This window comes from Nostoc sp. 106C, from assembly GCF_002154725.1.
In the GTDB taxonomy this organism is placed as follows: Bacteria; Cyanobacteriota; Cyanobacteriia; order Cyanobacteriales; family Nostocaceae; genus Aulosira.
Genome location: NZ_MTAW01000092.1, coordinates 1 through 20,148, shown reverse-complemented (window position 1 = coordinate 20,148; position 20,148 = coordinate 1). Strand labels below are relative to the sequence as shown.

At 40.9% G+C, this 20,148-nt stretch carries 14 protein-coding genes; 4 read left to right on the top strand and 10 right to left on the bottom strand.

What is annotated here, in order from left to right; all coding sequences use genetic code 11:
• Positions 1–72: 72 nt before the first annotated feature.
• Entirely contained in the window at positions 73–966 is an 894-nt protein-coding gene (locus BV375_RS11210) for an alpha/beta hydrolase (RefSeq protein ID WP_086760393.1), read from the bottom strand.
• 235 nt (positions 967–1,201) lie between these two features.
• Between BV375_RS11210 and BV375_RS11205 the strand changes: the two genes are divergently transcribed.
• Entirely contained in the window at positions 1,202–1,513 is a 312-nt protein-coding gene (locus BV375_RS11205; protein WP_086760391.1) for a carbon dioxide-concentrating mechanism protein CcmK, read from the top strand.
• An 85-nt stretch (positions 1,514–1,598) separates the two neighbouring features.
• Complete coding sequence (locus tag BV375_RS11200) at positions 1,599–1,949, top strand: BMC domain-containing protein (protein WP_086760390.1); 351 nt, start codon at positions 1,599–1,601, stop codon at positions 1,947–1,949.
• A 337-nt stretch (positions 1,950–2,286) separates the two neighbouring features.
• Here BV375_RS11200 and BV375_RS11190 read toward each other — a convergent pair whose 3' ends face one another.
• The 5 genes from BV375_RS11190 to BV375_RS11170 form a co-directional block, all read right to left on the bottom strand.
• Complete coding sequence (locus BV375_RS11190; RefSeq protein ID WP_243713911.1) at positions 2,287–3,276, bottom strand: AAA family ATPase; 990 nt, start codon at positions 3,274–3,276, stop codon at positions 2,287–2,289.
• Complete coding sequence (gene pnuC, locus BV375_RS11185; protein WP_086760388.1) at positions 3,240–3,809, bottom strand: nicotinamide riboside transporter PnuC; 570 nt, start codon at positions 3,807–3,809, stop codon at positions 3,240–3,242. The genes BV375_RS11190 and pnuC overlap by 37 nt, the downstream gene beginning before the upstream one ends.
• A 76-nt stretch (positions 3,810–3,885) precedes the next feature.
• Entirely contained in the window at positions 3,886–9,687 is a 5,802-nt protein-coding gene (locus BV375_RS11180; RefSeq protein WP_086760386.1) for an ATP-binding sensor histidine kinase, read from the bottom strand.
• Between the two features lie 198 nt (positions 9,688–9,885).
• Positions 9,886–10,494 (bottom strand): hypothetical protein, encoded by a 609-nt coding sequence (locus tag BV375_RS11175; RefSeq protein ID WP_086760384.1) that lies wholly within the window; start codon positions 10,492–10,494, stop codon positions 9,886–9,888.
• 191 nt (positions 10,495–10,685) lie between these two features.
• A complete protein-coding gene (locus tag BV375_RS11170) occupies positions 10,686–11,270 on the bottom strand; it encodes a thylakoid membrane photosystem I accumulation factor (RefSeq protein WP_086760382.1) in 585 nt (194 codons plus the stop codon).
• Between the two features lie 304 nt (positions 11,271–11,574).
• Here BV375_RS11170 and BV375_RS11165 point away from each other — a divergent pair, with 304 nt between their 5' ends.
• Positions 11,575–12,915 carry a Mur ligase family protein gene (locus tag BV375_RS11165; protein ID WP_086760380.1) on the top strand — a complete coding sequence of 447 codons (1,341 nt, stop codon included), beginning with the start codon at positions 11,575–11,577 and terminating at the stop codon, positions 12,913–12,915.
• Positions 12,916–13,054: 139 nt separating this feature from the next.
• Here BV375_RS11165 and BV375_RS11160 read toward each other — a convergent pair whose 3' ends face one another.
• Complete coding sequence (locus tag BV375_RS11160; protein WP_086760378.1) at positions 13,055–13,456, bottom strand: hypothetical protein; 402 nt, start codon at positions 13,454–13,456, stop codon at positions 13,055–13,057.
• Positions 13,457–13,799: 343 nt separating this feature from the next.
• On the opposite strand from BV375_RS11160, the gene BV375_RS11155 reads away from it, so the two are divergent.
• On the top strand, positions 13,800–14,618 hold the full coding sequence (locus tag BV375_RS11155; RefSeq protein ID WP_086760376.1) for a type 1 glutamine amidotransferase: 819 nt from the start codon (positions 13,800–13,802) through the stop codon (positions 14,616–14,618).
• A gap of 112 nt (positions 14,619–14,730) precedes the next feature.
• Here the strand turns inward: BV375_RS11155 and BV375_RS11150 are convergent, their stop codons facing one another.
• The 3 genes from BV375_RS11150 to BV375_RS11140 all read right to left on the bottom strand — a co-directional run bounded on the left by BV375_RS11150 (position 14,731) and on the right by BV375_RS11140 (position 20,040).
• Positions 14,731–17,895 (bottom strand): COR domain-containing protein, encoded by a 3,165-nt coding sequence (locus tag BV375_RS11150; protein ID WP_086760374.1) that lies wholly within the window; start codon positions 17,893–17,895, stop codon positions 14,731–14,733.
• A gap of 348 nt (positions 17,896–18,243) precedes the next feature.
• Complete coding sequence (blaOXA, locus tag BV375_RS11145; protein WP_086760371.1) at positions 18,244–19,095, bottom strand: class D beta-lactamase; 852 nt, start codon at positions 19,093–19,095, stop codon at positions 18,244–18,246.
• A gap of 435 nt (positions 19,096–19,530) precedes the next feature.
• Complete coding sequence (locus BV375_RS11140; RefSeq protein ID WP_086760369.1) at positions 19,531–20,040, bottom strand: EutP/PduV family microcompartment system protein; 510 nt, start codon at positions 20,038–20,040, stop codon at positions 19,531–19,533.
• Positions 20,041–20,148 lie beyond the last annotated feature (108 nt).

Below are 20,148 nucleotides of genomic sequence, written 5' to 3'. Positions count from 1 at the left end.
CGCTACACTCCGTTTCGCTCGCAATGACAATTGGGCATTTTTTTACTTGGAGTACTCTAAAACAATTTGTAGTTAAGGTTCACCGCGAAATTCTAAAATATGCTGGGCAGTAATTTGTGGTTGTTCTAAGTGAGGAAGATGGCCACAATCTTGAATCCAGATGAGTTTACTATGTGAAATTGCCCGTTTAAATCTTGGAGCATCTTTAGTACCCAAAATTTTATCGGCATCACCCCACAAAATTAGTGTTGGTTGCAAAATTTGTGCTAATTGCTTAAATCTAAAAGCACGATAACCACCACTTTTAGTAAAAGCAATCACAGCTTTACCCCAGCTTGGCATTTGCAGGTGTAATGCTCCACAATCTACACCATCACTAGAGACAAGTTGTTGGCTTTTGTAAGCAGCACGGGAAATGCGATCGCGAACTTTAGGATTACGCAAAAACTCTGTGGCTAAATAATCCAAAGGGGGAAACATGAATTTGCTTAAAGGCGAACCTCCCCTCAAACCTGCACTATCCATTAACACTAGTTTTTTCACTACTTCTGGATAGGTGAGTGTGAAATCAATCGCTGCTGCACCCCCCATCGACGCACCGACCAAAATTACAGGTTGGTTAATGAGAGTTTTCCAGAAATAATAAAGATGGGTTTTAATTGCAGTTGGGCTATACTCAATTTCGGCAGTTCTATCTGTAAAACCAAAACCCAACAAATCTACTGCCCAAGTTTCATTATCTCCTGCCAAAAATGGTAGAAGACGCCGAAATTCCAAGACAGAACTATCAAAGCCATGAATTAATAAAATCGGTATGCCACCACTACCTTGACGTACATAGGTTGTAGCGATCGGTTGATTAGTTAGGGGAGTAGCGATCGCCTGAGATTGAATACTCTGAGCGAGTGCGATCGCGGTGGGTTCTTTCAGTTGCCCAACTGCTTTAGGTAAAAAAGAAGGAAACATAAACCTTAGTTTACCGTATTGTCTGGAAAATAGGGGCTGGCGATGAGGAAGATGATAAGGCAGCGCCTCGACTCCGCTCGGCGGACGGAAGCAGAGGAGACTATTGACCAATGACCAATAACAAATGACTATTAACCCTTGAGCCACATCCAAGAAAATTGAGCAAAATTTCAAAATTGGGGCTAAAGCCTCGTACAATTAATATCACTTATCCTTTACTCAGGAGAGTTAAGCTATGCCAATGGCGGTTGGCGTAATTGAAACTTTAGGTTTTCCTTCAGTGTTGGCAGCAGCAGATGCAATGGTAAAATCTGCCGCAGTCACATTGGTGTATTATGGTCAAGCGGAAAGCGCTCGCTTATTAGTCGCAGTTCGAGGTCACGTTGCTGAAGTTAAAAGAGCAGTTGAAGCAGGAATTGCTGCTGGAGAAGAAGTAAAGACTGGTACAGTCATCACCCACTATATAGTTCCTAATCCCCCAGAAAATGTAGAGACCATTCTACCCATACACTTCACTGAAGAATCTGAAGCTTTCCGTATGTTCTAAGCAAATTCGCCATTAAAATTTGTAGTGAAGCTTCGTACAATTAAGTTGTAGCGCCACCTAAGTTTACTAATACAGGAGATTTTTAATGTCATTACAGGCAGTTGGAGCACTAGAGACTAAGGGTTTTCCTGCTGTGCTAGCAGCAGCAGATGCAATGGTAAAAGCTGGTCGAGTTACCCTTGTTGGTTATATCAGAGTGGGTAGCGCTCGTTTTACAGTGAATATTCGTGGTGATGTTTCTGAAGTCAAAACAGCTATGGCGGCTGGTGTGGAAGCTGCCGAAAATGTTTACGGTGGTACTCTTGAATCATGGGTAATTATCCCCAGACCTCATGAAAACGTTGAAGCTGTTCTGCCAATTGGCTACACTGAAGCAGTTCAACAGTATAGAGAATCTGTAGAAAACCCAATTGTCAGATCGTCGAACGGGCGATAGATTCTAGATTAATTGGATATTTAATCAACAGTCAAAAGTCTCAAACCAAAATTAGCAATAAATTATTGACCTGTGCGCCTTGACAATGAACTATTGGCAAGACGCAATTAATTGCATATATAGGTTAAAGATTGCGATCGCTTGAGTTTCAAGCTAGACTTCCACAGGCGGCTTGACTCAAGCACTTTCAGAGCAGTGTAGCTTAATGTTAAAGCACCTGTCTACAAAACACGAATAATAGCCGTTTGATTCGGTTCATTGCCACCAGCAACGTAGTTTAAATAGCAAATTCCTGGGAGTGGACTAGGAGATACGGGTGCAAATCCCCTCGTTGCTATCAAGAACGTATGATTTCATTTACTGCCACACAAGCCTTGTGGAAGCGTTCTTCCCATGAACCGCTAATTAGAACATAGCGCCTGTTTCTTGATTTCAATTCTTGAATACAGCGATCGCGAAATTCTATTCTTAGATGAGGTAGATAGCGCTGATTATCGTCAACCCAAGGCACATCTACATCTAGCACTAGATATAAATCATACTGTCGCTGTTCTGCTTGTTGATAAATCCAGTGAGGGCATTTATCAAAAAGCACATCACTCCAAATAGTAGTAGTTATCAGGTCAGTATCGCAGAACATGACGCGGTTTGCTTGCCTAGCTAATGCATCTTCAGAAGCGATTTGTCCTCTAGCAATTAGTTCGATGTCTGCAAAATCACATCTACCGTCTTTGGGATGTAGCAAACCACGAGCATACTCGCTGACGTAAACTGTGTTGTAGTGCGTTGCCAAGTTTTGCGCTAGGGTTGATTTACCTGTAGATTCCGGCCCAAATATGCAAACACGACGCAGGAAATAAGAACGGACACAAGGCGGGATATAATGCCAGTGAGCGATCGCATTTTCTCTAACCTTAGTTCCAGAAATTGGTACTAAACTGCGAGCCTGGTCTACAGGAATATAATTTGCTCCCAATATTTCCGCCAACTTCCAACCATAATTTTCGGATGCAAACACATAGTCAGGGCCAGTTGGTAGCACCCGGCGAATAGTATCATGCCAAATCTGCCAAAAATCTGGGTGTTCCTGTGGTTCTTGAGGATTTTCATCAGTTACATGCACCACATTCACGTCGGGAAACATCTCTCGCATCCAACTATAGCGGAGATGTCCGGGAATTGGCTCAGATTTAATCGAACAAACTAGAACTGTGAGATGCTTAACATAGTTACGGGCAAAATCAACAAGGTATTGGTGTCCAAGATGCGGCGGCATAAATTTGCCGAGAATCATACCAGTAGCCGCTTTTTCAAAGCCTTGTTCCATGTTAAATATCCCAGCACCGCTAACACGAGAAACACCGCATACAGTCCAGTTGTAGGGTAAAGTTTTTTAACTGCGTAGACCCCAATAGCCAGTACATCTACTGTAATCCAAAGTAGCCAGCACTCCAAAATCTTCTTCGCCATCAACCATTGAGCAACTAAGCTGATAACAGTAATGGCAGCATCCCAATATGGTAACGCGGCATTGGTGTAGCGATGCATGACAAAACCAAGGCTGAAACTACCTGCAATTGCTACTCCACCCCAAACTATTGCACCCAAGCGGGTAATACGAGTTACATGAAGTTCTCCCTTATCCTTTCCCCCATGTAGCCAAGCGTACCAACCATAAATTTGTAGAAAAACATAAATAACTTGCAGTATTGCATCTGAGTACAGACGGGCTTCGTAGAAAATGAAGATGTACAGAAACACCATCACCAAGCCTGTAGGCCAGCACCAGATATTTTCTTTAACAGTTAACCAAACACTAATTAAACCAAAAAGAGCAGCAATAATTTCAATTTGACTCATTAGGATAAAGCAATAGGCAGTGGACAGGAGGTGAAGCAGTCACAAGATGCAACGCCTGATAAACAAGAGAAAAAATTTACACTGGAATTTTAATGCTAAATTCTGTTCCTTCACCCAGAACAGATTTGCAATTCAGTTTTCCACCATGAGCTTCTTCAACGATTTGACGAGCGATCGCTAACCCCAATCCCGTCCCTTTGCCTACAGCTTTGGTAGTAAATAAATGGTCGAATATTTTTGATTTGACTGATTCACTCATTCCCTTACCATTATCAGCAATGGCAATTTTAACTAGATGATCTTCTATCGAAGTTGTAACGATAATTTGGTTGGGTTGAGCTTTGATTTGGGCAAAATCTCGTCCAATATTCGACTCTTCTAAGGCGTCAATAGCATTTGCCATAATATTCATAAATACCTGATTTAATTGCCCAGGAAAACATTCTATTTGTGGGAGATTACCGTAATAAGTCAATACTTCAATCGCCGGACGTTGTTCATTAGCTTTGAGACGATGCTTGAGAATAAGAATAGTGCTATCAATGCCTTCGTGAATGTTAAAAGGCACTTTGTAATCTTTATCAGCACGGGAGAAGGTACGAAGTGAAGTGCTGATATTTTTGAGCCTCTCACATGCCATAGTCATGGAATCAAGCATTTTGGGTAAGTCTTCTAAGCTGTATTCCAAATCAATTTCTTGGGCATGTTCTATGATTTCTTCACTTTGGTCGGAGCAAGTTTCTTGATAGAGTTTTAAGTGTTCCACAATATCAGCGATAGTGGGTTTAGCTTGTTTAATACTGGCAGTAATAAAACCCAAAGGATTATTCATTTCGTGAGCGACACCCGCAACTAAGTTGCCCAATGCAGACATTTTCTCACTTTGAATTATTTGTAATTGCGCTTGTTGCAAGGCAAATTCTGCTTGTTTGCGATCACTAATATCCATCATCACGCCATCCCAGATAATCGAGCCGTCGGCTTGCCGTTCCGGTCGTGATGCCGCCTGCACCCATTTCACAGTGCCAGAGGTCGTAATAATGCGCCATTCCTGCTCAAAAGCGGTGAGAGTCTCGGCAGAATGAATGAACGCCTGGGTGATGGTTGAGCGATCGTCTGGATGCTCCAGCATCCGAAAATCTTTGATGCCTGTCAAGAAATCTTCAGGTGGCACTTCATATAGAGCCGCGCAGCCTGGACTAATGTAGGGAATTGAAACAGAACCATCGGCAGCAAGGCGAAGCTGGTAAATTACACCAGGAAGATTATCCGCCAGCTTTTGAAAGCGGGCTTTGCTGGCACTCAGTTCTGTTAGCATTTGTTGGGCTTGCTCATAAAGACGAGCATTTTCTAGAGAAATTGCGGCTTGAGCGCAAAGTAGATTGAGGAGTTCCACGCGATCGCTTGTAAATGCCCCTGTAACTAAACTGTTTTCCAGGTACAAAATCCCCATCAACTTGCCTTGATGCAAAATCGGGCTACACAAGATACTTTTCGGCTGTTGACGCACAATATACGGGTCATTGGCTAAAAGCGGATCTGCTGTCGCATCCATCAGGACAACAGTTTGATTGTTGTGCTTAACTTTGTAAATTAGTTTGTGGGGAATATCTTGACTATCTTCAACAGGAATTCTCTGTAACACAATTGGCTGTGTTCCCTGGGTAATTGAACCCTTAATCAGCAGGCGCGAGTCTCGCAGCAGCATTAACACGCATTTATCAGCCCCTGCATTTTCCATGACCATGAAAAGCAATGATGAGAGCAGGTTTTCTAGTTCGATTTCACCGGATATAGTATGGGAAGCTTTGAGAACAGCTTTTAAATCTAAGGTATTTGAGACACTGGTGCTAGAAGTGGCAGAAGTGGAAGTGACAGTCCCCACAGCACAGATAGTTTCATGAGTGGAAAAGGCCGAACGAGTTTGCTGTAATATGGGGGCAAGTAATTGCGGATAGCGTTTTTCTAAATCGGCAACTTTGGCTTTTGCACCCCATTTGGCGTAACAATAGTAAGCTTCTTGCATATAGCCTGCGGCAACTTTTGCTTTACCCCAACCCAGGTAAAATTTAGCTGCCAGTTCGTTAGCTAAGGCTTCTTCTTGGATGTAGCTGTTGGCTTTAGCCAGAGAAATAGCGCGATCGTAATAATCCCCTGCTTCATAATTTTTGCCTAATACCCGGTGTTTTTCTGCCTCTACCAAATCCACCTTATGCTGGTGATTCATAGGTGCATGATGCGCCCATTGCTGTAACCGGGTTTGGTTCTCTGTTACACTCTGCAATGCTGCTGATGTTTCTTCTAACTGTGGATTCAATTGTGCCAAAGTCAGCAAAGAATCATAAAGATAAAATACTGGTTCGCTGACTAATCCCGCACCAGCCATAAAATAGCGCCTGACTTCAATAGCATGATTTTTCGCTGGCTCAATTTCTCCAAACAAGAAACAAAGCATTAGTTTATACAAATGGAAAATATACAATCCATATCCATCATTGGCAGACTGTAGCTGCTGGAGAAATTCTGTTTCTTCCAGGGCTTTTCCAGACAAAAATGTGGTGTGTTCTCCAACACCCAGCAGATTTAAAACCGGTTGCCAATAAATCCGACAATAATTTGCGGTTGTCAATTGATTTAATTGCATCAAACTATGGCAGTAAGCGCTAATATCCTGCTCTAAGGTAGCCAGGGGTTTACTGCACCAAAAAGAATTGAGACAAACACTGTGGCCATTGTAACCAGCAAGTACCAAGTTACCAAATTCTAGGGCACTGGTGTAACCTTCTTGCAACATGGGAAGTGTTTCTTGAATGTGAGAGTTGCGGTGTACAACAAACAACCCCAAGAGCATCAAAACATCTGTTTTACTGGCTTTGGCATCGAGTTTTGAGATAATCTGGAGTGCCAGGGAACCAAACTGCGTTCCTTCATCCACGATTTGGAAGAAATTGCAGAGAATATTGCCATGATTCGCATAGCCGTAAGTAGAAGTCGAAGTGTTACCGTACTGAATCGAGAGTTTAACGGACAAAGTATTCAGCAATGGGAACAACGCTGAACCAGTGAGGTAAGCTGCTGGGCTGATGATACTGGCAATCTTGAGAGTAGCGAGTTTTTCGGCATCTCGCATCTGTGGCAAATTAACCAAATCGGCAATTTGCCTATCTCCAATAAGTTCCTCAATCTCTTGGATTTCCCGTTGCAAATCTGATGGTGTGGGTGTTTCAGGAAAGGTAACACCAAGCTGTTGTAAGACTGGTTGGGCAAGCGCGATCGCTGAATTTAATTTACTTTGGAAAATATGAGATTGAATTCTAATGCAGTAAACATTCACCTTTTCTAATAAAGAATGTGCCTGTTCAATGACAGTATCAATGAACTGTTCCATCGCCTCAAAACTACCATTTAGCAGTGCTATTTCCGCCGCTAATTCATGCAAGGCGAGGGTCATGTCATACTGCTGCTGCCAAGTATTTTCTCCCAACAAAGACAATCCCACTGTGACATATTCATGCGCTGCTTGATAGGCGGTGGAATTTTTGGCTTTGCAAGATGCAATCAGATTAAGTTGTGCTAGTTCATCTCGTTGAGTTTGTTCGCTAATTAAAGCCGTGCCGTAATTTAATTGATTGACGATTTCAAAAATCCGTTCTTCTCTTGCTTGTGCCGAAATCTGTTGCAGCAGCAGTTGTCCGATTTGGTAGTGAGTCGTCTGTTTTTGGTCATCGGGAATCAGGGAATAAGCTGCTTGTTGCACTCGGTCATGTAAGAATTTGTAAGAAACTGTCATTTGTCCTTCGTCATTGGTCATTTGTTTGCTCTTGTCTAATGACAAATGACTAATGACTAATGACTCTTGTTGATAAAACTTATAAACATCACCAATTGGTAAAATCAACCCTTCTTGCAAAGCTTTCCACAAAGCCGCAGCCGTTTCAATTTCTGATTGCTGCGAAACAATCGCCAAAGTTGCTAAATCAAAAGAGTTGCCAATACAAGCCGCTAATTGCAAGACATTTTGAGTCGATCGCGGTAATTTTTGCAGTTGCAAACTCATAAAAGTTACAACATCATCTGTAACTGCTTGAGCGGTCACTTCTGATAGATTGCATTGCCAACAGCCTAACTCAAAATCAAATTGAATTAATCCATCTTGATGTAATGCTTTGAGAAACTGTGTGGCAAAAAACGGATTTCCTTGAGTTTTTTGATAAATCAATACAGAAAGATTCCATGCTAAATCTTCTGAACATTTGAGCGTGTCAGCTACTAACTTATTTACTTGTACTTGACTCAGTGGTGCTAAAGTAATCGTATTAATCTTTGCTTGTGACTTCGCAATTTCATTTAAAGTCAACATTAATGGATGTGTGGGATTGACTTCGTTATCGCGGTACGCACCAATGATGAAAAGATGACTTGTATCAGCCATTAATAGCTGCATTAACTTGAGCGATGCCGAATCTGCCCATTGCAAGTCATCTAAAAACATTACTAATGGATGTTCTGCACTGGTAAAGACTTGCGTAAATTTTTGGAATAATAAATTGAAGCGATTTTCTGCCGCTGTTCCTGATAACTCTATCGCTGGTGGTTGTTCGCCAATAATTCTGGAAAGTTCAGGAATTACTTCAATAATTACCTGCCCATTTTCACCCACAGCCTCTAAGATTTTATTTTTCCATTGCTGAATTTGGACATCACTTTCGGTTAATAATTGCCCCATCAAATCCCGGAATGCTTGCACAAAAGCAGAGAAAGGAATGTTGCGTTGAAATTGGTCATATTTGCCTTTGATAAAATAGCCGCGTTGTCTGACAATTGGTTTATGTACTTCGTTGACAACGGCTGTTTTACCAATTCCAGAAAACCCAGCTACCAGCATCATTTCGGTTGCACCAAGACTGACTCTATCAAATGCTTGCAGCAGGGTTGTAACTTCAGCTTCTCGTCCATAAATTTTATCAGGGATGAGGAAGCGATCGCACACATCCCTTGTTGCTATTTCAAAACCAACTATCTTACCAGTTTCTCTTAATTGATGTAAACAATTCTCTAAATCGTATTTCAATCCCAATGCACTTTGATACCTATCTTCAGCATTTTTCGCCATTAATTTGCTGATAATTCTAGAAATGACCGCCGGAATTTCGGAATTAATTTCATGTACTAATGGTACTGTTTGAGCCAGATGACAATGCACTAACTCCATTGGATCATTTGACGCAAAAGGTAATTCTCTTGTGAGTAATTCATAAAAAGTTACACCTAAAGAATAGAAGTCTGTGCGATAATCAATCCCGCGATTCATTCTGCCTGTTTGTTCGGGAGAGATGTAAGCTAGCGTCCCTTCTAACACATTGGGGTTAACTAGAGTTTGTGTTTCTCGTGGTAATAAAGAGGCAATACTGAAGTCGATTAATTTAACTTGCTTGGTTTGGGGATTAATTAATATATTGGCGGGTTTAATATCTTTATGAATAATGCGATCGCGGTAGAGTATATCTAATGTGTTGCACAGTGCCACTGCTATAAGTAAAAATTCCTGTACAGACGTTATATGTAACGTCTGCACGTCGTCAAAATAATTTTTGAGAGAAGTCCCGCCAAAATCTTCCATTACCAGTGCATAACCATTTTGGTAAGGTTCGAGGCTATAGGTTTGAACAATCAAAGGTGAGTTGAGATTTTTGGCAATGGTGTACTGATTGCGAAACGACAAGAGTTCATGGAAGCTGGGATAAGGATTTTTCAGTAGCTTAATCGCTATTGGTAATGAGTCAGTTTCTCGAACTGCTCGATAAACCAGCGTTCTGGAACCATTGTAGAGTTCTTCAATGATACGATATCCGGGAATACTGACAAGATTGCTAACCATATTGCGCTCATCATAGTTATTTCTCGATCTAGTATTCCCAGAGATATAAAGTCAGTTTTCAGGCAAAGGCAAAATTTAAATGGGAAGTTTGATGATCAATTCAGTACCTTCACCCAAAACAAAATTACAACTCAATGTTCCGCCGATTTTCTCCGACATTTTGACGATAGATTTCAGCATTGTTATCCTAGTTTTCAATCAACCAATCGGACGATTGCCTGGATTTACCGCATGAATGTATTCGCTACCAGAATAAGGTCTGCCACGTTTATAATATGCTTCTTCCGGTTTGCCCCAGCCTAACTGCAAAATTATTTCTAAAAAGTTAGAATTTTCCCATTTCCATAAACTTGCCCATTCTGTTCTTTGGGCAATTCTTTCTACATCAATTTTGTTGATTTTTTGATATTGTTTGCTGTTATTAAAACTCAAGTATAAATCCATATCTAAAGTGACTTCATACCAAAATTTTAGTATAGAATTTTTAGCAGATTGCAATATCTCTAAATCATGTCTTAGAGCAATTAACTCGCTATCTATTTTTGGATAGCGCAACATCTCACCTTTAACATTCACTTCATGCCAGATAATTCCTGAAACTCGATTTTCTCTTTGATAGTCGTGAATGGCAGCTTTAAAATCTTGATAAGCAGTGAACTTTTGCAGCCCATCAGTTCTGATAAACTGGTCAATTAAAGGATTGCCTGAGACTGTTACCTCTAACTTTAGGCGTTCCCCTTTGAGGCAAGCTTGACGTTCGGCTGCCAAAATTTGGATGAGTTCTTCGGTAGTATAAACCTTTGACATCAGAACACACTCGAATTAGTCATTGGTCATTAGTCATTGGTCATTAGTCATCTACTAAGGACTATAGACTATGAATTAACTTTCTTTGTTGTTAAATCAAATTATTTAAAGATTATCTCTTGGCAAAATTGACAATGTAGTATCAGATATCACTAAAAATTTGGGCAGACCAATTTGGTCTACCCCCAAAGTTACTTACTTAACTCACTACTGAACTCATTGAAGGAACGCCGCTTTAACTGTACTGATTCAGTACGAGGTAGTAAATCAAACACTTCACGAAAGCGATCGTCTATCTCTTCAAAAGGTACTTGACCCTGCTTATTTAAAACTACTTTGCCCAATCGATCAAACACTACGACTTGAGGCACAACCCCAGAGTAGTAGTATCCTGGTTCAGTAGGGCTATAGGTCTTTTTAGATGGGATAGTATCTACACTTAGAGGGATGATCTCTGCTGCCTTACCGTAGAACTCCTGTACCCGTGAAATTGTGATCGCATATTCCTTACAATCTTTGCTGTCATCGACATAAAAAGCCAAAAATACGGGTTTATGCTCTGCTATAGCTTGTGCTAGTGTCTGTCTCGCAGGAACTAGTGAACCATTCCCAGCATAAACTACGAAGATGTTGCCATCATAAACGTCATCTTTAATACCAGCAAATGCAGATGTTATATTTACAATAAACAAGCAGGCAAGCAGCACCAAAGCTTTAAAAATTAATCTTTGCCAATTAGTTTTTTTATGTAAAAAAAGAAACTTTATGCCATTCATCAAAAGAAACCTTGAGAGCTACTATTTGTAAGTTTGTGCTGAATTCAGCAAACAGCGCTGGATATATGATTACGTCCATGCACCATTTTTTAAGATAACGCTTACTGGGATGCTTTCTCGAAAGCAGGTGGCGTTATAGTGCAAGATTATTGCTCTCTACAAGAGAACAGGGAATACTATAATTCTCGCCAATACCTGCCAAAGCTAGTTTTTGAACTTTGAATTTTTTATGGCTGGCTTTTTAAGCAAGGATTCGCTAAACTCACAAAATTAATTTAAAACCTAAGGCTATTAGCTAACTACTGTGGGAAACAAAATACAACTTATAGATAGATTCAGGCTTGGTTTTGCGGTGTCAGTGGCAAAAGGCGTGACATTTATGGTGCGATCGCTCCGTCTAGGTGCTGCTAGTGTATTACCAGGCTCGATTGCTCGTAAAATTGAACCCAAGCTGTTGCAATTATTGAGTCAGCAGGTGAAACAAGGGGCTATTCTGATTGCTGGGACTAATGGTAAAACTACCACATCGCTGCTGTTACGAGAAATTCTAGAACGCAAAGGCTACCGCGTTGCACATAACTCCACAGGCGCAAATCTGGAAAATGGCTTGATGACAGCGTTGATGGATAACGCCAGCTTAACGGGTAGCTTGGATGTTGACTACGCAATTTTAGAAGTTGATGAGAACATATTACCTAGGGTATTAGCACCGATTCAACCAAAGCTGATCCTGTGTTTAAATCTGTTTCGCGATCAACTCGATAGGTACGGGGAAGTAGACACTATTAGTAAACGCTGGGGACGTGCGATCGCTACTTTACCACCTGAAACCATCGTAGTAGCTAATGCTGATGACCCAACCATCTGCAATCTCGGTCAACAATTGTCCCAACAGCGAGTTTCGTTTTTTGGTTTGACTGAACCAGAACATTATTTAGAAGCAATTCCCCATGCTGTTGATTCTATCTACTGCCCCAGATGTGGACAAGCTCTAGACTACAAAGGCGTTTATCTGTCCCACATGGGAGAATATAGCTGTGCTAATTGCGGTTTTAGTAGAAGTCAACCTAGCCTCAATAGCAGCGAATGGCCGCAAATTCTTGTTGGCTTATACAACAAATACAATACCTTAGCTGCTGCCACTGCTGCCCAAGAATTAGGAATTGATGAGGCGACTATCCGCGATACCATTCCCAATTTCCAAGCAGCTTTTGGACGTGCTGAAGAATTGGAAATTAACGGTAAAAAAGTGCGGATTTTATTATCGAAAAATCCTGTCGGGACTAATGAAACAATTCGCGTAGTCACTGAAAGTACAGATAAAACCACTTTGCTAGTATTAAATGACCGAGTTCAAGATGGCGAAGATGTATCTTGGATTTGGGATGTAGATACAGAAAAATTAGTCCAGCGTGGAGGTACTTTAGTAGTGAGTGGTGATCGCGCTTATGATATGGCCTTACGTTTACGTTACAGCGATCCCAATCCTGAAACTAATTTTAATCTAATTGTCGAAGAAGATTTACGTGATGCTATTAACACAGCATTAGCGCGGACACCCAACAACGAAACGTTGCATATTTTACCTACATATACAGCTATGTTGAGTGTACGCGAAGTATTAACTGGGCGGAAAATTCGTTAAGAAGGCAGGAGGTGAGCCACTGCGGTGGACGGGTTCCCCGGCATAAAGCAAGTGGCGAACCCGAAGGGCAGGAGGCAGATGGCAGATGGGAAGAGGCAATAGTTATTTCTCTCTTGTCCCCTTGTCTCCTTGCCCCAATTTATTGCAACTTAACGGCTGCACGTTGAATTGGCAGAACCTCTTCTAAAGTCAACTCATGGTCGGCTGTTAGATGGCTACTACAACAAATAGTACTAAAGAAAACTTTTTGACCAACTAATTGAGAAAAATGTTTTTCTAAAAGTAACCGGGAGGTGATATCTCCTAATAATTCTGAAATGTCTTTGGTGAGTTGGTCTTTATCATCCCGGTGAACCATTCTAAATCTGAAATTGGTTTCACCAACTAAATCTTTAACAGCTGAATCAAAATTATCTTTCTTAGCTTGAATATAAGCAAAAGATTGTTCTTCCAAGAACTTCCATGCTTCGGGGAAAATCTCACGAATTTTTTCGAGATGATTCTCAGTTTGGTAGACTAATGTAGCAGTTTTACAATCCATAAAGCAATTTTTCAGGTTGTGAAACAAACCTATGCCAATCTGTAATCTTACGGCTCAACAGGAAAAGTGAAACTGAATTTTTGAAATTCCCTGGTAACTCTTTTGGGATTATCGGCAAAATGTTACTGCAAAACTGTTACATAAAATACTAATAAACATAGCAACTAAGTTAAATGTGCGATATGCTTACCCCAACTCTGGATATGCACCGGATTCTCCCACCATAAACAGAAAAAGATATGAGTAATCCAGTTATGCAACAGACATAACCTAGGATAAAAACTGTTTCCTTTCTTCTGCCTCCTGCCTTCTGCCTTTTGCCTTATTATCAAAATTAGGTTATATGAGTTCTCAAAAATTTGAAATTACAATTGGTTGGTTATATCCAACACTGATGAGTACCTATGGCGATCGCGGTAATGTCATTACTATAGAACGCCGCGCTCAATGGCGAGGATACAGTGTTAAAGTTGTACCTCTAGATCAAAATGCTACCGCAGAAGATATTAAATCTGTAGACTTGATAGTCGGTGGTGGTGCACAAGATCGCCAGCAAGAAATTGTCATGCGCGATTTGCAAGGTGCAAAAGCCGATGCCATGCGTGAAAGAATTGAAAATGGCACACCGGGAGTATTTACCTGTGGTTCGCCCCAGTTACTAGGACATTATTACGAACCTGGACTAGGACAACGCATTCAAGGCTTGGGAATACTTGATTTAGTCTCCGTCCATCCTGGTGAAAATACCAAACGCTGCATAGGTAACTTAGTAATAGAAGTGACAGCTTCTCGTTTAGCGCAGGATTTAAAAACGATGACGGGTAGTACACCGTATTTAGTTGGCTTTGAAAATCACGGCGGACGCACCAAGCTGGGGAAAGTGGAAGCTCTGGGAAAAGTAGTTTACGGCTTAGGCAATAATGGTGAAGATGGGACTGAGGGAGCATTTTATCAGAATGCGATCGCAACCTATTCTCACGGCCCACTGTTACCCAAAAATCCCTTCGTTGCAGACTGGCTAATTCAAACAGCGTTACGGCTGAAGTATCAACAGCCAATTACCCTAGAACCCTTGGATGATACTTTGGCAATGCAGGCACGGGAAGCCATGTTTAAGCGGTTGAAAGTGAATTTACCAACTCCTGCTGCGGCTAAGGTTTAAAATAATGCATTTCTAGTCTTTAGCGTAGGGTGCGTTATGGCGGAACGCCTAACGCACCGAAAATCTTGGCTGGTGCGTTAACTACGGCATAACACATGCTACTGGACTGAAACTATTCCTCATCTTCAGCGAAGCCGTCGAGGAATGCTAGCCCAGCTTTGTAAACAACATTGCCTTCCACATAATGTTTAGCAACCTCACTCAAAGCTTCTTTACCTCCATTAAACCAACGTTCCCGATTCAATAGTTGTCGCCGGAATCTCTGCCATTTAGTCGGTTGATTGGTTTGAATGTCTTCAAATTGTGCCTCAATTATTTCTTCGGCTTCTGCTTCAGTTGCAGTTGGATATTCTTGTTGTATTTTCCTTAAAATATCGATTATCTCAGTCAGTGCTTCCTGAAAGCCTGGATTGCCTGCATATTTTTTGCCAATAATTTCACCCTTATTACTCTCGGTAATTTGAACAAATTCAGCTTTGATATTGTATTTATTGTTATCTGCCATAGTTGTAAAAATGGGTGATTCAAATTCATTTATAGCTTCTTGTCCCCAAGAATGTTGAGCCTTTGAAAGAGGTTGTTCCAGAACTACATCGTCAATTAAGCCTCGAACGTTTACCATATGGTAACTATTTTGACACTGAATCTGAGTTTGTTTGTCATCTATGAATTTATATAGCACCTGTAATGGGTAAAAATGGGGTGTTTGGTTACCCTTGCAGGTTGGGCAATTGCAGGGAACTAGTGTTTTATACTTTAAACGTTCGTAAGAAGAGTGAATTTTTTCGAGTTCGTGCCTCACTGTCACTAACAAATCTCGCTTACGCTTTCCGGAAACACGAATCCGAATCTCTCCTTTGTGATAGCGATAATACTCAATTACCTCTGCCTGCGCTTGGTCTTTACTTAGGACAACACCGCTTCTCCAAACACAGTTTTGTCCTTCAATCGATGAGTGCATTTCAACAATGAAACGAGTCAAAATACCTTTGGGCATGAATTCATATTCATAGCGTAAAAGTAAGTTATCATTGTCTTTCCAATCAAAATCTGGTTGATCGGGGTTCAGTAGTTGTGGTGCAATGTAAGTACCAGGGCTACTGGGAATTTCATAACACAATTTAAAATTCATCATTAACCGCAACAATTCTCCATGCATATAGAAGTACTTTTCTTCATTCCAAATACTTGCTAAATCATGGCGATCAAATTTACCCAAATTTTGAATTACTTTTGAGTTATCTAATACTTTATAAACAGCATCTGTACCCCAAGTTGGCTTTAGAATTACAGTTTTTCTTAAAATATCATCTTCTTGGAAATGAAGGCATACACCTAAATCATGTAGATAAGCACTGAGTTGGAGTTTATCTTCCAGTGTAGTAAACCCATTTTCTTGGCAGATAGTTAGATATTCTTGCAAACTAATATAGTCGCGGGAGTCACGTTCTAGAGCTTCCCGGACTTTGATCCAAGTTTTGGGTAGTTCTGTTCCTACATGAGGTAAGTTACTAATATAATGCTTAATTTTATTGAGAATTTCTGGCAGACCGCGATTAGTAGCAAGGTTAGTAGCGAGTGTTTCTTTAAGATTAGTAAATTCGCCCCGTAATTGTCGCTCGTTTATTTCGCGTTTGCGCTCTTGCTTTTCATTTTTAATAATAATCAAGGGGCTGTTATCGCTTAAAAGTTCTACTACATTCAGCCAGTAATAAAAATCTGTGTCTTCTTTTCGAGTATCAGCAACAAGTAGATAAAGTGAGCGTTTCGTCAAGAAAAACTGGTGAGTGGAATGATAAATTTCTTGACCACCAAAATCCCAAATGTTAACTTGAAATTCTCTGGTATTTTCTAATAAGAATCTCCATCGAATTATATCAATACCTTCAGTAGAGATTTCATCTGGCTCTAGCTGATAATCTAAGCTTTGAATTTTTTTGGCTAGGGTAGTTTTACCCACACCACCTTCTCCCACAATGAGTAATTTAGCTTCGTAGAGATAATCAGTTTCTTGTTCTTTCTGTTGCTTGTAAAAGTTCAGGATTGCTCTAAAGCCTTGCTTGCGGATTTCTGGTGGCAGCGACACTAAGGGATTTCCACCAAATGTTAGCCTTGTTAAGCGTAACTGCCCAAGTTCTGAAGGCAGGTTTATTAATTGATTGCTACTGAGGGCTATTGATTTTAATTTAGATAGTTGGGTAATCTCTTTAGGTAACTCTATAAGTTGATTTTCAGTGAGGTCAAGCTGAGTGAGGTTGGAAAGTTGACCAATGTCTGCTGGCAGCATCGTCAGCTGATTACGACTAAGATTAAGCTGAGTGAGGTTGGAAAGTTGACCAATCTCTGCTGGCAGAATCATCAGTTGATTTTCGGTGAGTTCAAGCTGAGTGAGGTTGGAAAGTTGACCAATCTCTGCTGGCAGCATCGTCAGTTTATTATCCCAGAGATCAAGCTGAGTAAGGTTAGAAAGTTGACCAATCTCTGCTGGCAGCATCGTCAGCTGATTACGGCTGAGATTAAGCTGAGTGAGGTTGAAAAGTTGACCAATTTCTACTGGCAGCGTCGTCAGTCGATTACTCCAGAGAACAAGCTGAGTGAGGTTGAAAAGTTGACCAATTTCTACTGGCAGTGTTGTCAGTCGATTATCCCGGAGGTCCAGCTGAGTGAGGTTGAAAAGTTGACCAATTTCTACTGGCAGTGTCGTCAGTCGATTACCCCAGAGAACAAGCTGAGTGAGGTTGGAAAGTTGACCAATCTCTGCTGGCAGTGTCGTCAGTCGATTATCTCGGAGGTCAAGCTGAGTGAGATTGGAAAGTTGACCAATCTCTGCTGGCAACGTCTTTAGTCGAAAATTCCAACTGAGGTCAAGCTGAGTGAGATTGGAAAGTTGACCAATCTCTGCTGGCAGCGTCTTTAGTTGAAAATTCCAACTGAGGTCAAGTTGAGTGAGGTTATGAAGTTGACCAATCTCTACTGGCAGCCTCGTCAGTTGATTATGGCTCAGGTCAAGTTGAGTGAGGTTAGAAAGTTGACCAATCTCTGCTGGCAGCCTCGTCAGTTGATTATGGCTAATGCCAAGTTGAGTGAGGTTAGAAAGTTGACCAAGCTCTGCTGGCAGCCTCGTCAGTTGATTATGACTGAGGTCAAGCTGAGTAAGGTTAGCAAGTTGAGCAATCTCTGCTGGTAATGAAGTTAATTTTTCACCATAAAGATTAAGCTGTGTAACCCGATCCCTGGCAGCTTTTTTAATTACTTCCAGCAGTTCTTCATTTGTCATTAGAAATCCTTATGAGTCATGCTTGCTTAGTCACTTAATATTTACCTTAATAATTGCTCAAGCGTGTTTAATACAACCAAGCTAGCTAAAACTACGCACATCATATTTATGATGAATTTTACATTATGTGTGTCTACGCACTTATGTATCTGTTGGATAAGTGCGATCGCTCCATAACAGATTTATTCCCAATTCAATTACTATGCGGTCTAACAGTAATATTCATCGCCTCACATGAAAAGCGATCGCCTGCCTTTTCATGAAAGCTATAATTTCTTAAATACAAAGGTGCGTTGCGCTATTGCGACAACGCACCCTACAACTGGGCGTAGCGACAAGCCACAATTTTTATAGCAATCCTAAAGCTTTGAGACTGCGGCGAGTAATCTCAATTCGAGCAGCAGTGTCATCATCTTTGCGTATATCGATATTTGTCGCAAAGAAATATACATTATTTTTTTGTTCTAGATATCCCACAAACCAGCCAATGTTAGGGGTGAGACTTGTTGCCCAGCCTGTCTTGCCTCGCAGTACATAATCTGGGGTACGCTCGTATATCATAATGTCTTGAACTAAATCTAAAGTACGTTGGGAGAAGGGTAAATCTTTGCGATAGAGACGTTGGAGAAACTCAATCTGTTCTCTGGGTGTAATTTGCAGTGGCCCTTGTAACCAAAATTGGTCAATTTGGTCAGGTGTACCAATTTGCCGATTTCCATAGCCGACTTCTTTAATGAATTTCTCCATCCGTTCATGACCAATTTTTCTAGCTAGTACTTGATAGAACCAGACTGTTGAATTTTTGAAAGCTTGGCGGATGTTGGTGTCTTGGTTCCACGCAGCGACTTGGCGCTGAATACCGTCCCAAGTCAAAACAGCCACGTCATTTGGAATCACCCCAGTCTCTAAGGCTACGAGTGAGTTGAAAATTTTGAAAGTCGAAGCAGGAAAGAACGCTTGTGAGTTGCGAGAAGCGTTGTGTTCGTAGAACTTTTTGTTGTTTTGGTCGTAAATTAGAATAGAACCTTTGATACCCAGTTGATTAAAAGAACGCCCAAGGTCAATACTCACAGCTACTGGAGATGCCTTAATTTCTTGAGAGTGTGCTGGTGTAGCTGGGAAACTGCTAATAGTTAGAAATGTAACCAGGATACCAATAGCAATCGCAATCACCAGGGGCATTCGCCGAGTTTGAAGCATAAGTATCTTCCTTAAAAAACTGATTTGCAAACCAGTTATCATACAGCAACAGTGTTTGCAGTTCCCGAAATCTAGTCCTAAGTTCTTAATTGAGTTTTTTAAGTAACGGTAATACTCATCGGCTAGCGTGAAAAGCGATCGCCAACCTTTAGGTGAAAGCTATAAATTTTAAGATACAAAGGTGCGTTGCGCTATTGCGACAACGCACTCTAAAAGAGGAATGCGATCGCATTTAGGCAATTTCTAACTCAAAAATCAAGTTTAGAATTCGTATATTAGGTTCACGACTGATAAACCTGTGAATTTAAACAAATTTCAATAAACATATACACAATTAACCTGTTTACTAATCTCCAGGCTCTAAAAGATTCTCTAGCTTCCATTTAGATTTTAGCTTCAACAGCCCGAATCCTAAGAGCGATCGCAACTGAAGGCTCAGTATAATTTTGTGCATTCTGATGGCGAGCGCAAATGTACAATTCTCAGATGGGCATATTCAGGTTTGGTAAATAGCTGGGGATATTCTCTGCGCTTTTTATGATAAGTATTCAATGCCCACAAAATCACTGAATCACGGCTAAAGGTGGTTTGCCATGTTTCGCGGTTACCATTGCAGACTTCCTGTTGTGTGACTACTCGCGAAAGTGTCCGCCACAATATTCGACTCATTACCACTGGCCAAGAATAATCTAACCAAATCACGGTGTCAGCTCTTGCCCAAACAATGTCGCGTACTATGCTGTAATTACCATCTACTACCCAGCTATTACCTGACAGTGCTTGAGAAACTCGCGATCGCATGACTTCATTTGGCACTTCTACCCAGTTGGGTTCCCAGTGCAGATAGTCTAGTTCCACATGGGGAATATTGAGACGCCGAGAAATTTGCTGCGCCAAAGTCGTCTTACCTGAACCACTTGTTCCAACAACAGAAATGCGTTGCATTGAATGTGATGATCTGGATTTGGAGTTCTTAAATATCTAATAGTTATAATAAGGTAAGTAAGTAGGCACGAAAAAACCAAACTATGTGAAGATAAGTAAATACGGAGA